The organism is Aliikangiella litoralis, from assembly GCF_052495765.1.
Genome location: NZ_CP199292.1, coordinates 2,028,584 through 2,043,487, shown reverse-complemented (window position 1 = coordinate 2,043,487; position 14,904 = coordinate 2,028,584). Strand labels below are relative to the sequence as shown.

14 protein-coding genes are annotated in these 14,904 nt (G+C 36.1%); 3 read left to right on the top strand and 11 right to left on the bottom strand.

The window, feature by feature from the left end; genetic code table 11:
• Positions 1 to 46: 46 nt before the first annotated feature.
• The 9 genes from ACT5E3_RS08515 to ACT5E3_RS08475 all read right to left on the bottom strand — a co-directional run bounded on the left by ACT5E3_RS08515 (position 47) and on the right by ACT5E3_RS08475 (position 6,684).
• Positions 47 to 943: a DUF4097 family beta strand repeat-containing protein gene (locus tag ACT5E3_RS08515; protein WP_444997879.1), complete on the bottom strand. Its 897-nt coding sequence runs from the start codon at positions 941 to 943 to the stop codon at positions 47 to 49.
• Between the two features lie 36 nt (positions 944 to 979).
• Positions 980 to 1,549, bottom strand: a complete 570-nt coding sequence (locus tag ACT5E3_RS08510; RefSeq protein ID WP_444997878.1) for a hypothetical protein — start codon at positions 1,547 to 1,549, stop codon at positions 980 to 982.
• A complete protein-coding gene (locus ACT5E3_RS08505; protein ID WP_444997877.1) occupies positions 1,546 to 2,121 on the bottom strand; it encodes an RNA polymerase sigma factor in 576 nt (191 codons plus the stop codon). The genes ACT5E3_RS08510 and ACT5E3_RS08505 overlap by 4 nt, the downstream gene beginning before the upstream one ends.
• A gap of 133 nt (positions 2,122 to 2,254) precedes the next feature.
• Positions 2,255 to 3,319: a DUF2333 family protein gene (locus tag ACT5E3_RS08500; RefSeq protein WP_444997876.1), complete on the bottom strand. Its 1,065-nt coding sequence runs from the start codon at positions 3,317 to 3,319 to the stop codon at positions 2,255 to 2,257.
• Positions 3,320 to 3,335: 16 nt separating this feature from the next.
• Positions 3,336 to 3,752, bottom strand: coding sequence for a copper chaperone PCu(A)C (locus ACT5E3_RS08495; protein WP_444997875.1), 417 nt, complete (start codon positions 3,750 to 3,752; stop codon positions 3,336 to 3,338).
• Positions 3,753 to 3,914: 162 nt separating this feature from the next.
• The gene (locus tag ACT5E3_RS08490) at positions 3,915 to 4,121 is read right to left on the bottom strand and encodes a PspC domain-containing protein (RefSeq protein ID WP_444997874.1); all 207 of its coding nucleotides are present in this window, start codon (positions 4,119 to 4,121) and stop codon (positions 3,915 to 3,917) included.
• A 42-nt stretch (positions 4,122 to 4,163) separates the two neighbouring features.
• The gene (pspA, locus tag ACT5E3_RS08485; protein ID WP_444997873.1) at positions 4,164 to 4,838 is read right to left on the bottom strand and encodes a phage shock protein PspA; all 675 of its coding nucleotides are present in this window, start codon (positions 4,836 to 4,838) and stop codon (positions 4,164 to 4,166) included.
• A gap of 254 nt (positions 4,839 to 5,092) precedes the next feature.
• Positions 5,093 to 6,061: a tRNA dihydrouridine(20/20a) synthase DusA gene (gene dusA / locus ACT5E3_RS08480; RefSeq protein ID WP_444997872.1), complete on the bottom strand. Its 969-nt coding sequence runs from the start codon at positions 6,059 to 6,061 to the stop codon at positions 5,093 to 5,095.
• A 188-nt stretch (positions 6,062 to 6,249) separates the two neighbouring features.
• Positions 6,250 to 6,684 carry a hypothetical protein gene (locus ACT5E3_RS08475; protein WP_444997871.1) on the bottom strand — a complete coding sequence of 145 codons (435 nt, stop codon included), beginning with the start codon at positions 6,682 to 6,684 and terminating at the stop codon, positions 6,250 to 6,252.
• 856 nt (positions 6,685 to 7,540) lie between these two features.
• Between ACT5E3_RS08475 and ACT5E3_RS08470 the strand changes: the two genes are divergently transcribed.
• A complete protein-coding gene (locus tag ACT5E3_RS08470; protein WP_444997870.1) occupies positions 7,541 to 9,826 on the top strand; it encodes an Ig-like domain-containing protein in 2,286 nt (761 codons plus the stop codon).
• A gap of 157 nt (positions 9,827 to 9,983) precedes the next feature.
• Here ACT5E3_RS08470 and ACT5E3_RS08465 read toward each other — a convergent pair whose 3' ends face one another.
• Positions 9,984 to 10,319, bottom strand: coding sequence for a PBPRA1643 family SWIM/SEC-C metal-binding motif protein (locus ACT5E3_RS08465; protein WP_444997869.1), 336 nt, complete (start codon positions 10,317 to 10,319; stop codon positions 9,984 to 9,986).
• A 203-nt stretch (positions 10,320 to 10,522) separates the two neighbouring features.
• Here ACT5E3_RS08465 and ACT5E3_RS08460 point away from each other — a divergent pair, with 203 nt between their 5' ends.
• Complete coding sequence (locus ACT5E3_RS08460) at positions 10,523 to 11,749, top strand: hypothetical protein (protein WP_444997868.1); 1,227 nt, start codon at positions 10,523 to 10,525, stop codon at positions 11,747 to 11,749.
• Between the two features lie 452 nt (positions 11,750 to 12,201).
• On the opposite strand, the gene ACT5E3_RS08455 is transcribed toward ACT5E3_RS08460, so the two are convergent.
• Positions 12,202 to 13,077, bottom strand: a complete 876-nt coding sequence (locus ACT5E3_RS08455; RefSeq protein ID WP_444997867.1) for a hypothetical protein — start codon at positions 13,075 to 13,077, stop codon at positions 12,202 to 12,204.
• A gap of 659 nt (positions 13,078 to 13,736) precedes the next feature.
• Here ACT5E3_RS08455 and ACT5E3_RS08450 point away from each other — a divergent pair.
• Complete coding sequence (locus ACT5E3_RS08450; RefSeq protein ID WP_444997866.1) at positions 13,737 to 14,696, top strand: transposase; 960 nt, start codon at positions 13,737 to 13,739, stop codon at positions 14,694 to 14,696.
• Positions 14,697 to 14,904 lie beyond the last annotated feature (208 nt).

The following is a 14,904-nucleotide window of genomic DNA, read 5'->3' as shown; positions in this document are numbered from 1 at the left end:
TTTCTTACCAGCAAACTCAAAAATAAGTCCTTTTATCTCAAGCCTATTATTTAGCGATTTGCTGTTTACCTTTCTTCAATCCGATATCACCACTAACGGTTGACATATTCAAGACTCCGTTGCCGCCACCAGCAGTAAACTTTAAGCGATGAGAGTTAATAAAAGAGCTCACCGGTTTATCATCTGAATATTGGTTGATAATCTCTCCCCCAGGCGCAGTTTCAATATTAACTTTGGCATCTAACTCGCCATCAACATAATAAATAGCTTCTCCTGAAACACTACTTAACCTGACTTCACCATCAGAGATTAATCGCCCATATACATGAGTATCGCCCGACACATTAGAAACATTAGCCGACTCTATCTTTTGTAGCTTAACTTTCAACTCAGCTGAAACACCGCTAATATTCACTTTTTCACAATTCACAATGGCATCTAAATCCCCACTGACCGTAGATACTTCTAAACGACCGATCAGATCCCTTAAAACTAAATCTCCGCTCACACTATTAATATAAGTCCGCTCTTGAGTATTATTAATTTTAATATCTCCGCTTACAGAATTAACATCAATACCACCACGAATTAAATCAGCTTCTAAATCGGTTGCTACACCAGAAAAGCTCACTTTTGAGCGGGTTGGCACCATAATTTTTAGCTTTGAACCGTCGCGGCTGTGATGGCTTGAATTACGCGGTAATTTAACTTTAATTTTAGTTTTGCTACCTTTACGTTCAAAAATAAACTCTTCGGCAAGATCATCAAGTGTTCCAGAAACCTTCACTTGATTATTCTCCCAACCGGTAATGACGACTTTTCCCCTGACATTGTGTATTTCAACAGTACCATCTGCTTCAGCATCAATTGTTTTATCAACTTTTTCCCCTGCCAATGCATTAAAACTGATACTCAATAATAATAATGCTATAAACTTTCTCATAAATTATTCCTCACACTTCTTTATCAATCGTTTTGTCTAAGAACCTTGGTTTAGCTTTGCTAATTTCGTCAATACCACAAGTTCTTGTTGGTAAGTTGCATTCAGTAACTTGATTAAAGCAGGATCTTCTGGCTGCTGCATAATGGCACTTTTTAACGCTTGAGTCGCCTGTTCAATAATGATCAGGTTGCTCTTTACATCAGCCAGTAGGTTTCGCTCTGTATGCGCAGAATTCATCCCAATTTGCGCTAATAATGCTGATTTTGCCAAACTGTATTCATGCTCCATTGATTTTATTTGCGCCTGAATATTTCTTTCTTTACTGTCAGCCTTTAACTGATGGTTGGTTGCATAAAGTTGCTTGGCATCCTCAAAGTAGCTCCAACTCATCCACAAAGCAGCAAAACTAATCAATAAACTAGCCGCCATCGCAATAGGAATCCAACGCGACTTGTAAGCCTTTGTTACAGGAGTGACAGGTGCGGTTAACTCAGCTTCTATTTCAGGCCACAAATCTCTTGAAGGCGACGCCTCTTTAGGCAAAGCAGCAAGTGCTGCTGCTAATTGTTTTTCCTTATCTAAAGGTGTAACGGAGTCCTCTTTCATTTATCCTCCTGTTTAGAAGCCAACTTTGAGACACTCAACTGTGTCCTCAACAAAGTTCTGGCTCTAGAAAGCTGGGCCTTTGAAGTACCAATAGCTATACCTGTTAATTGTGCAATTTCCTTGTGAGCAAATCCTTCAATATCATATAATATCAAGACTGTTCTAGCTCCCTCCGGCAATAATGCAATCAACTTTTCTAAATCTATCTTTTTATCTAGCTCATTAGTAGTGGCTGGATAATTAATATCTAACTCACTACTATTCTGCCAAATTTGAGATTCTTTTAATCTAAGCTTATCAATCACCACTCTTGAAGCGATTTGTCTCAGCCAATAATAAAAGTCACCTTCATTACGATATTGAGCCAACGCAAGCCAGGCTTTAATATAAGTCTCCTGAACGGCCTCTTCAGCATTTTCCTTTGAGTTTGTCATCCTTAAGCAGAATAAATACAAACGGCGATAGGTTTCCTGATATAGCTTTTCGAAAGACAGCTTATCACCTGATTGGGCGGCGTTAACCCAACTAACCATTAAAGCAGATGAATGAGTCTTTGATATTGTTGTCTGCAAATAAAGCTCTCTATGCTCGTGGTTTTAATGTCTCTAATGATAAAGACGATAGATAGGATAAAATGGTTTAAAGCTCATTAATAAATAGCCAAAATAAAACTAAATGACCAAAAATTAACGAGCCAATATAAGATTAACCTTTAGAAAGAAGCTCGCGTAAATCAATTAAACCCGCATTAGCTCTACTAATATAAGAAGCCATAACAAGCGAGTGGTTAGCCATAAGGCCAAATCCACTACCATTAAGAATGATAGGGCTCCACACTGATTCTTGAGTAGCCTCTAGTTCTCGAATGATCTGGGCTAAACTCGTTTTTGCATTCTTTTTGGCCAGTACGGTTTCAAAATCAACCTGAATCGCTTTAAGCATATGAATCAATGCCCAACAAGCCCCTCTGGCTTCATAAAAGTTATTATCTATTTGCATCCAAGGGGTTTTAACCGTCAAGCTAGATGCACTTTCTGTTGACTGATGTGCAGCAGAATCACCAGACAGATCCGTATTGACTCTCTCTTGTCCAACAGAAGCGGTCAAACGTTGTGAAAGTCCACCTAACCGTTTTTCAACTAAACTTAACCAGGCATTTAGATTATCTGCGCGAGTGTAAAACTGGGCTTGAGAATTTTCAACTTTACCTAATTCTCCTCTAAAAGCGGCAAGTTGTTGAATAGCCTTTTCATATTTCTTTTGCGCATCAGGCCAAATCCACAATGTGTGATCATTATTAAATAATGGCTCTGCTTCTTTTAAGAACTCATTTTCCATAGATTGAGATTGTGAGCGAGCCATATGATTTCTCAATACCGACGCCATATCTCTTACCTGAACTAACACACCAAATTCCCATGAAGGAATGTTATCTAAAAATATCGAAGGTGGAGTAATGTCATTACTCAAATAACCACCAGGCTTAGTCAAAAGTGTATTGGCTATTTTTTCAGTGGTGGCTAATGTTGTGTAACCGACAATCAGTTTTTTTTCTCCATTAACAACTTGGTAAGCTTGCTCATTTTCAACAACAAAAGGAGCAGGCTCAGAACTCCAATACATACCAATAAAATACAGAATTAGAGATATAGCAATAAAACTATAAATAATCAGCTTTGTTAGCGATACTGATTGTGTATTATCATTACTTAAATCAGCAGTGACTTCAGACTCACTGTCGTTAATCTCTTTTTTCCAAAACTTCCACATAGATAGTCCTCAATCCTTACGGCTTAACCGTTATTTCAATAGCATCACGTTTGGCAAATGAAAGTGTCACAACAAATGGTTTTTGCATCAGTTTTTTATCTAGCCCCATTAACATTATATGGTATCCGCCAGGAGAAAATTCAAGCCGCCCTTGGGCTGGAATGGTTAAAGAATCTTGATGTTTCATTTTTGCGACACCTTGCTCTTCGACAGATTGATGAATCATGGCATGGTGAGCAACCGGGGTAGATACACCTGTTAGAATAAAATCTTTACTGCCGTTATTTTCAAAACTTAGGTAAATAGCGGCACTTCTACTAACTTCTGGAATTTTAGGCATCTTAACATTACTAACAATCAACTCTCCCGCAAAACAAACGATAGAAAAGCTTAACCCCAATATCCCTAACAAACTATTAAATATCACTTTCATAAACAATTAGCCTTATTGTGTAATTCTAGTCATCATTTTAAGGCAACATTATAACAAGTTAACGGTAATAACACTCTGCATAAATAAAAAAGAACCTCTTTATTTAGGGCGTGTTTCATAAAGAAGTTCATCGGTAAATCGTATTATGCTTCGATTTAATTGTTAATAAAAAAGAGCCCCAGCAATGATATAAGCGAGTAATGTAGGCGCTGTGAAAGTAAATAAGCATAAAATGGCAATAATTCTTACCACCGTTACATCCCAACCAAACTGGCGAGCAACACCAGCACAAACGCCCATAATTTTACTTCTTGCTAGAGGTCTTTCAACTCGATGGTATTCATTTTGATAATGACGATAACGATTCATTTTTTTCTCCTATAAGCTTCACACATACGACTTAACAACTGACTATTCACTTTTAGCCTTGCTTTTCAGCTTCTCTTTTAATGCTGCCAGTTCTTCATCTATTTTTTCATTATCTTCTAAGGAGTCTATTTGCTGGCTTAGACTTGTATTTCTCCCTAAATCCATTGCTTCAACCTCGGCTTCAAGTTCATCCATACGTTTTTCAAAACGTTCAAAACGACTTAATGCTTCATTAATAGCCGAGTCATCAATTTTCTTACGCATTTTAATTGTCGAACATACCGTTTCATGACGAGCGACTATCGCATCACGTCTTGCAGTTGCTTCATTAAGCTTAGCCTGTAACTTGCTCACATCTTGTTCTAACCTTAATAAAGCAACATCCAATTCTTTAAGCTCATTTTTTTGCGCGGTAATAGCCTGTTCTATTCGGTGTTTTTCATTCAAGGCTTGCTTAGCTAAGTCTTCACGATCTTTACTGAGCGCTTTTTCTGCTCTCGACTGCCATAAAACAACCTCTTCTTGCATTGTTTTAACCTGGCGTTGCATTTCTTTTTGACTCGCTATAATTTTGGCAGACTCGGTTCTGACATCAAACAAAGTGCTTTCCATTTCAGCAATAATCATCTTAACCATCTTTTCTGGGTTTTCTGCTTTATCTAGCATTGCAGAAACATTACTGTTGATGATATCTGAAAAACGTCTAAATACACTCATGGGCTTCCTCTCTGTTATTGCAAACTGTTTAATGACTACCACTGTAATCGGTAGCTCTCCTGTTACAATTCACAGATCGTGCCAACCCACTAATAAACGAGCTAGTCTTTTGATATAGAAGACTTTTTTAAAATAATTTGAGTTTTTTCAATTACCTCAAACAATCATAGAAAAATAAGCTTGCTGATGAAAAAAACTAAAAAGTGGTGAATTTAACAACTAGATTGCATTTGTAATACACTGATTCAATTAACTTAACCTTTGAGCACTTTTTCTAAAGCAGAATAAATCACTTCAATGCCAGCATCATGTTTGTAAGCATTTTCACTTAAATAACGACGCCACAATTTTCCTCTAGGCTGTGAGTGAAATAATCCTAATATGTGACGACTGATATGTTGCAGACGAGTACCTTTTGCCAACTCTGTTTCAATATAAGGTATCAATTGCTCAACCACGGTTTTACGCTCAAGCCAATCATTTTGCGAACCATAAAACCGTTGGTCTACTGAGGCCAGAATAAAAGGATTTTGATAAGCTTCTCGGCCAATCATCACGCCATCAACATAAGAAAGATGCTTTTCCGCATCTTCTAATGAGTTAACCCCACCATTTAGTATAATTTCCAACTCAGGAAAGTCTTGTTTAAGTTGATAAACAGTAGGATAACAAAGAGGCGGCACATCTCGGTTTTGCTTAGGGCTTAACCCCGAAAGGATCGCTTTTCGAGCATGAACAATAAAGGTTTTACAACCTCCATCTTTAACGGTTTTAACAAACCCCTTTAAAAACTCATAACTATCCAAATTGTCTATGCCTGTTCTGTGCTTCACCGTGACAGGAATAGAAACCGCAGCTTGCATTTGGTGAACACAATCAGCAACTAATTCCGCTTCAGCCATCAAACAAGCCCCAATCTTGCCAGATTGAACGCGATCAGAAGGACATCCAACATTTAAGTTTATTTCATCGTACCCATACGTCTCACAAATTTTTGCACATTCAGCTAAATCGGTAGGATTACTCCCGCCCAACTGTACAGCAACAGGATGTTCTTCATTATTGAAGGTTAAATATTTATCATGTTGACCATACAAAATAGCACCAGTGGTCACCATTTCGGTATAGAGCAGCGCGTGTTTAGTTATTAACCTTAAAAAATATCTGTCATGACGATCAGTCCACTCCATCATAGGAGCAACAGATAACTTACGAGAAATCATATAATTAGTGACACAGTTTATTCATTAAAAACAGCTTCAGATATCATAAGCAATAACTGAAATAAGCGCGGATTATACGAGTTTTAAGTCAACTAAACAAAATAATAAAGCAGACTTAGAATGTAAATTGATTAACCCCCTTCTTCTATAATATGAAAACACAGACTCATATAAAAAGCATTGGTACTTTAATACTCAGAGAGTGTTTGTACTTTTTGCTCTGCTATATAACAAAGTAGTTTTAAAACAACACCATACAATAAAGTTAAGATCGACACACCAAATGCAGGACCTATTTCACGTACATCGGAAATATTAGCCCCTATAGCAACCCAGCCAATAAGCGTCATAAATATTCCTAATATAACTCCTGAGTTTCCTAAAACCGTAAAGACTCGTTTGGACAAGCCGTAAATCTGCTCACTTTGGTTCGTATCATTAGTAAACAGTATAGTGAATGCTTTTGTAACCCCTTTTACAGAGGTGGATGCATAAGTAAAAGCGATGGCTGGTGGAAAAATAATTAAGAGAGATGCAATATCCACATACATACTTAGGCTACCAGCCAATATCATAGCCATACCAGTAAGTCCTAAAAATAATACAATACTCATTGCTAACATTACAAAACCCCTTTGAACTTTAAGCATAAATTAAACAGCAATATGAATAATTGATTATAGGCTAGAAATAATATTTTCATAATCTCAGCACATCTTTTAAGAGCAATGCTTTTATTTCTATATACTTAAAAAACTATCAATAAAGCATTATTCAGTATGCAACTGATTCAATTTGACAATATAAAAAAACCGCTAATTAATCTCAATACTAAAATCAAATCCAAAGTCAAAACAAAAGCAACAAACACTTTACAGTCCAACAACGAAAAAACCTATCAAAGACTTTAAGACTTCTTTCACATTAAGCAAACAACTCTTGATTACTAAAAAATATAAACAAACAATCAATAAAAAGCATAAAAAAAAACACTCTCTTCACCAAAGCCACAAACAAGGCAACAAACCTAGCCTTCACATGATTTCTCAACACATAAATCTAAGAAACCCCATTCAAAAAAAAGTTATCTTTTTTTCAAAATAACAAACTATAAATACCAATAAGCAAACATTATTATTTCCATTTAAATTTTTAAATCTTTTATGAATAAGCCTTAATCACTTTTTTATTTCACAAAAAAAATGCCATTCTTTTCACCAAAAAAAATCAACAAAACGAACAAATAAATCAAAAAACCTTTATTTTACAAAAGCTTTCTCCTGCTCCATAGTCGGAAAAAAATTTACCCCAGAGATATCCCCAACAAATAACCCACTTTTCAAAAAGCTAACTATCCTCAAAAAACGAGAGCCAATTCTCACTCTTCATCATTGAGCATGTAGGTTTTAAAAATATTACCGATAGTATTATTGCAACGCAGCAATACCCAAGTTAAACCAACGTTAGGAATATTTAATTATGTGCAAACTTTTCCATTCCAAAAAACACTGTTCAGTATTAGCCGCCAGCTTTTCATTATTGTTTATGCTGTCCGGTTGTAAAGTAAACTTAGACGAAGAAGCGGAAGTAACGATAACGGATGGAACCATACAAGTAATTAAATCAATCAATGTTATTAATTCAACACCAGAAACAGATACAACATCTGTTTCAATTGATACACCTATTAGTATTCAATATGCAGAAGTCATTGAAAGTGCTGATTTAAAACTTAACATTTCAATGCAAACAAACAACACAACGGTCGCAGGTGAATATAGTGTTTCTGGCGATACAGTTAGTTTTTACCCCGCTAACACTTTAGCTGAAAACACTCAATATACACTTACTGTGTCGGGTTCTATTTTAGAGAAACCACTTCAACAGTCTATTATCAACTTTACTACCGCAGAAGCAGGAGTCCAATATAAACCTAAAATAGGCTTCACTGAGTCAACGCCATATGCTGATGCATCAGCAGTACAAACCAACACTCCAATTAGTATTAGATATTCTGAAACTATCGAAAGCTCAGATTTAAATATTAATTTTTCACTACAGGCAGATAACAAAATTTTATCTGGCAGCTATGATGTGAGTGGAGATACTATTAACTTTTATCCTGATAACTTATTAGCAGGTAATACAAAACATTTAGTCAGTGTTACAGGCAACTCTAATGGCCGAAAACTTGAAGCAGTTAATATTAACTTTACAACTGTTCCAAACACACCTGAACCAATATCAGTATTAAGTCAAACGCCAGCTGACTTAAGTAACAATGTCGCTTTAACTGAATCAATCACAGTTACTTTTAGCGACAATGTTGACAGTTCAGAAGTTAGTATTAACATGGAAGTATTACAAAATAACAATATCGTTAGCGGGCAAACAGAAATAACTAATGATCAATTAGTTTTTACACCCAACGCACCTTTTGAAGCAGGAACTAAAATTGAAGTTTTTCTAGACGAGTCAACTGACTCACAAAGACTGATAGATGAAAACAAATGGAGTTTCACTACTCTATCTAATCAAGATACAGTCTGCTCAAACTTTTATAGCGCAGATTTTCAGTTAACGAAAGGTTTTGACAATACCCGTGTATCAAGCATATCTAAACCGACTAAAGGTATAACAACAACGGATCCATCCTATGGCACTTGCGTTGTTAGAATGACCGATCATAAAAATGAAGCGCCAAATGGTTTTGCCAGAGCTGAGTATTCTAGAAAACAAGCATTTAATGCCAACAATACCATGTTACTTGCATTAGCTAACGATGGATTTTGGCATGTATATGATGCGAATACTGGAGAGTATTTAAAAAGATTAAATGGTCCAGCATCGGATGCGGATCTTCGTTGGGACTCAAGCAACCCAGACATTATGTACTTCACCGGAACTTATGGCAGCTTAAAAATTTATGAACTAACAGTTAGTACAAACGCCTACCAAAAAATTGGTGACTTTACTGGCAGGCTTCCCTGGTCAAATGCTGCGCGAGCTTGGACTAAAGCGGAAGGAACAAGTTCTGCTGATGGTCGTTATTTAGGCTTACAAGTAGAAACGGAAGATCATCGAGGCTTAGGACTAATGGTTTGGGATAAAGAAACTGATACGATTGTTGGTACATGGGACTTCAGTGAAAATGGAGTTGGACGCCCAGATCATACCTCAATGAGCCCATCAGGAAAATATATTGTTGCTTCATGGGATGGTAATGATTTCGGTACGACTGCATTTACCCGAGACTTTTCTAAGCAAGTTAAATTGCATCATAAATCAGAGCACTCAGACTTAGCATTACTTCCAAACGGTAACGATGCTTATGTTGCAGTTGATTATCAATCAAATGCTGGAGATGTTTTTATGGTTGAAATACAAACAGGCATTAGAACCGTATTATTTGAGTCATATGTAAAAGGAAGTGCAACGGCATTCCACTTTTCAGGTAAAGCTTATAAAAAACCTGGTTGGGTATTAGTGTCAACTTACGGTGGAACATCATCTTATGACGGAAGTACAATTTGGATGCATGATAAAATATTTGCAGTCGAACTAAGATCTAATCCAAGTATTTTACAGCTTGCTCATCATCACTCAAAAGAGAATGGTTATTGGACAGAGCCTCATGCTACCGTTAATCAAGATTTTACTCGAGTAGCATTTAACTCAAACTGGGAAGTTGACTCAAGTACTGATATTGATACCTATCAAATCAAGTTACCTGAAAATATAATTCCTGATGCAACCAGCAACTAAAAATCAATTAAACATTTTAAACAGGCACCATTACTTGGTGCCTGTTTTATTTCCGCACACTAAAACTCAACGCGTTACTTCTATTAGCAAGAACAATAAACGCTAGATCAAAATAAATAAAATAATGATTGCTAATAATCAAAGAATTTTAATGATGCTATTGCCCACAACATTTTTTATATTTTTTTTCACTGCCACAAGGACAAGGATCATTGCGCTTAGCCTTTTTATCACTTTTAACAGTCACCGCTCTATTTTGTAATATTTCTAAATCTCGAATATTTTCTTCACTATCAGCATCCACAGAAATATTGCCAACCCACTTATTATTTGACAAAACTTTCTCTAATTCAGACTTTCTTTCTTCTGTTTTGACACTCAAAACAGCCGGAGCCTTTACAGTACCTAAACGAACAGACTTATTTCCACCAAAAGAGGAGCTACCCCGTTCATTATTATTATTTGCTTTACCATGATAAAAAAACTTAGACATTGATTATCGCCCTAAAATTAAAAAATTAATTCATATCCCATCATTATAAAGGATTATCACTTTAAAAGATGTAGCCAGTAATCAATCAGTGCAACCATATCGTATACAGTACAAAATCAAGCTGTTAACATAAGAATATACTAAAAAACAGTGCCTCTATAGAACAATTGAGCATTATTTGCTCAAAATAACTGAACTGCCATATGAATAAAGTTAATCAACTCGCAGAAAAATACGTTAAGTTATCACTTAAAATTGGACAACACTCTAAATATTATGTCGATGCTTACTATGGTCCTGAAGAGTGGCATCCTCAAGATGTAAAAACGCCATTAGAACAACTTAAAGAAGAAGCATTGGCGCTTTATAAATCCTCAGAACAACTAACAAATGAAGAAATAGCCACTCAACAAACTCGACTAGAGTTTTTACGCATTCATTTTAGCTCAAGCATCCAATATATTAATCAACTTCAGGGAAAACATCTCAATTTTATGAGTGAGTGCAAAGCCCTTTATGACATTCAACCACCTGAATATGATGAAGAACACTTTAACACTGTTTTAGCAGAACTCGACTCACTAGTGCCTGGTACAGGAGAACTCAACGCACGTTTTAACAATTACCGCTCTGAATTTATTATTCCAGTTAATAAGCTCAGCCAGGTTTTTGATGCCGCCATTGAAGAAGCTCGTAGCCGCACACTCAAACACACGAACCTTCCTGCGAACGAAAATTTCAATGTCGAGTTAGTCAACAATCAAGTTTGGAGTGCTTACAATTGGTATAAAGGCAACAGCTACAGTTTGATCCAACTCAATACCGACTTCCCTGTTTATATTGAGCGAGCAATCGATTTAGCAGCACATGAAGGATATCCAGGACATCATATTTTTAATGCTCAAATGGAAAAATACTTAGTTAACGATAAAGGTTGGATGGAATATTCTATTTATAATTTATATAGTCCTTTGTCCCTACTTGCAGAAGGCAGCGCTAATTATGGAATTCACGTAGCCTTTCCCTGGCAAGAAAGAGTTGAATTTGAACGCGATATTTTATTTCCCTTAGCAGGCATCAATCCGAACAAAAGTGAGCTTTATTATAAAATTCAAACGGTTCTTCACCAATTATCTTATGTCGATAATATGGTTGCTTGTCGATATATTAATAATGAAATAGATTCAGAACAAGCTATTAGATTATTAATGAAATACGCTTTAAGTAGTGAGGAACGTTCACGACAACGATTAGCTTTTATCAAACACAACCGTTCATATGTTATCACTTACAACTATGGTCAAGATTTAGTCAAAGATTATTTAGCCAATCAAGTCAACAACCAATCTCATGATGAATTGTGGCGAGTATTTCTTGAGCTACTTGCCAACCCTAAAACCGGCTCTATGATGCAGAAAGATATTAAGTGAGCAGTGAATATACTCAACAAGCGGATTAAACACTCAATATATCAAATCAACTTTGTATGATTGTTTATTTGGTTATCTCTTCAATGAGTGCCGCTAAAGTTTTGTTAGACTCTAAAGGGTGACGAAGTGACTGCTCTAATTGTTAAGTGTCTCTGGCTTTTCTGCTATAGGCGGACATTTAGAGTATTTAAAAGTTAAAAGCTCACTTTGCCTTTTTATAAATAAACACTCATTCCACAGTATCACATAAAAGATTACATCTACGTTCCTCTATTCTAACCTGAGATCTGGTTAATTATGTTATGGCCATTTTCTTACTGAAAATCAACGACCATAACCTGAAATTGAAAGTTTGATTAACTGTTTTTCAATGTTTAGCTCGCTTCCTCAGAGAGAGGAGACTGGGGCAAGAAAAAATCAGCGAATTTGTCCCTCTTGATATAAAGCCTTAATCACTTACTCTTGGTTGCTTTCTCTTTTAATCTAGCGTTAATACGAGCCCGAACGTATGGGTAATAAGCATTAGCCATAGTATTAGAATTAGTTACAAAGTCCTCATTCATGGAAGCATAATGTTTAAAAAATTTCTTACCGATAGAAGTATTTATAATCTCCTTCAGCTCCACCAATTCATTATAAGTAAAACTATGAAGAAAGAAAATTTGTAAAGACGCTTGTTGGTAATTCGATTTAAAAAACTTCTCATCCATGGTTTGCTCAATTTCCTCATTAATTAACGAATACATTGCCACATCATGATTTTTTAAGAGATGATTAAATTCCCTAAAGGCTTTTTCACTTACTCTGTGAAGAGTAATTCTACCCGAAGCATCGGTTAACGATTTAACACTTTCGTGAGCGAGGAGCTCCTTTACAATTTTAATTCTTTTATTTTGCTCCTCTTTAAAAAAATTTTCGTCTTTATCAGCATTATCAAATAGCCATCGCCAGTTTGGGTTTGTACGCTCTAAAAACTCCAATCGCTTATGGGGAGTACAGCCACCTAAATATATTTCATCCTCACCGTTGTGAAACAAAAGCCATTTTTTACCTGTTTTTTCCGGACCCGAACAAGAAGTATATGGTTCCTCGACATTGACAATAAACTCTTTATTTATCGACCCCTTAACTTGTTCTACTGGCAACAATTTATAATGATGTATTTTTTTTATTCCTTCATCTGTCACATCTTCTGACATCACTTCAACAATCGTGACAAATTTAGATGCTTGATACTTTTCAACTAAGGATTTTCCAGGCATACAGGAACATGCAATTGTAGAACTAGTAATAATGGCTAATAGTAAAGTGATAATTAATTTGATCATCAAAATTTCCTATATTTGAATATTGGTGTTATCAGACCAAACATTTAGTCCTTAACGGCCTGAAGCGGACATCATGCAATGGCTCAAACTTTCCAAAGTTATCGTCTTTTGTCGTAGATTGATAAGCCTTTAAATATCAATAACAATCAACCATGACACTAAACTTAGTAAGCTGTAGATAACTTAACCATACTTGCTAAATGAACTTATTTTATTTATGGTACAGAATCAAATTCGAAAAACTCGACTCTAACTTGTCGAAGTTATTTCAACGATATCTTCAGAGTTCTCTCTGGAAACAGGTAGTGATTAATAGCCTAACCTCCTTTCAAATGCAACTCTTTCATTACCAATAAAGTACAGATTTTCATAAAATATATCCGACTGAATATCTCTTAGTGAGGCAGGATTAGCAACAACACCCTTAAACCATCTCCCTACATTATCTAACAAACAAAAGCCAAACAAAAGCAACAAAAGCAGCCACCCCACTAAACAAAAGCAACAAAAGCAGCCAACAAAAGCAGCCACCCCACTTATAGCTAATCACTTACACCAAACACTAACAATTTCCTCGTTACCGACATCCAATATCTCATTGCGTTAACTCAAACAGCTTGATAAAGTCCCCTTTCGTTAACTTTTTCAAGGATTGAAAAATGGCTATTCCTCGTAAGCATATTGTAGACTCTCACTCTGCTGGCTTTTATCACTGTATTTCTCGCTGTGTCAGAAGAGCCTTTCTCTGTGGCCATGATCCTTTCACCGGTAACAACTGTGACCATCGAAAAATCTGGCTGGAAAACAGAATGCTGGAATTAGCAGAAGTGTTCGCAGTCAAACTTTATGCCTATGCCATTATGGATAATCATTACCACTTGGTGCTTTATATAGATCCCAAAGCTCCTCAAAATTGGACTGATGAGCAAGTCGCCGATAAGTGGATATTGGCGTATCCAGGCAAAAGTCAGTTTAGAGAAGCCAGAAAACAAATCATTCTTAATGACAAAGAAAAACTCAAAAAATATCGATATCGGTTAGGTAGCTTGTCTTGGTTGATGAGCCGTTTAAATGGACCATTAGCCAAACAAAGTAACACAGAAGACTTTGTCAAAGGCCGATTCTGGGAGTCTCGCTTTACTTCTATTGCACTACTTGATGAAACCGCGGTGTTATCTTGTATGGCTTATGTTGATTTAAACCCTATTAGAGCAGGCATTGTTGAAGACTTGCAATCATCATTACATACTTCCATTCAAAAACGTATCAGTGAGCTATCAGCTGATATAACTCAATTAGCACGACCAATCCAATCTGTTGCAGGCACATTAAAAACCTATCCCATTCAAATGACTCTAACAGCTTATATTCAATTGGTTGAATGGACAGGCCAATCTATTATCTATCCCGATAAAGCAAGCATGCCAATTCATATCAACAGTCTATTAAATCAGATGAATTTACAACCCCATCATTGGTTAAATCAACTCACTCATTTGGGGCGAACCAACACTTATGTGATTGGCTCAGTTGAACGGCTTAAACACAAGGCTCAATCATTAAAGAAAAAATGGTTAAAAGGTATCAAGGCGATGCGTTTGTTGTATTCAAACGAATAGCAATCAAACATCAAAACAGCATTCGAGTTTTCCTGATCTTCATTGGGAAGGCTGACACCTACCTTAAACAACCAAACCGGATAAAAATAATCACTGTTTTATTGCTATGGCTTCAAACAGTATCAATGCTTCTGTCGGATTTTTTGGTACAAAAAACTCTTATTCCTTCAACTGAAATTTAACGCTTGTTTTGGCATAATGTAAGACA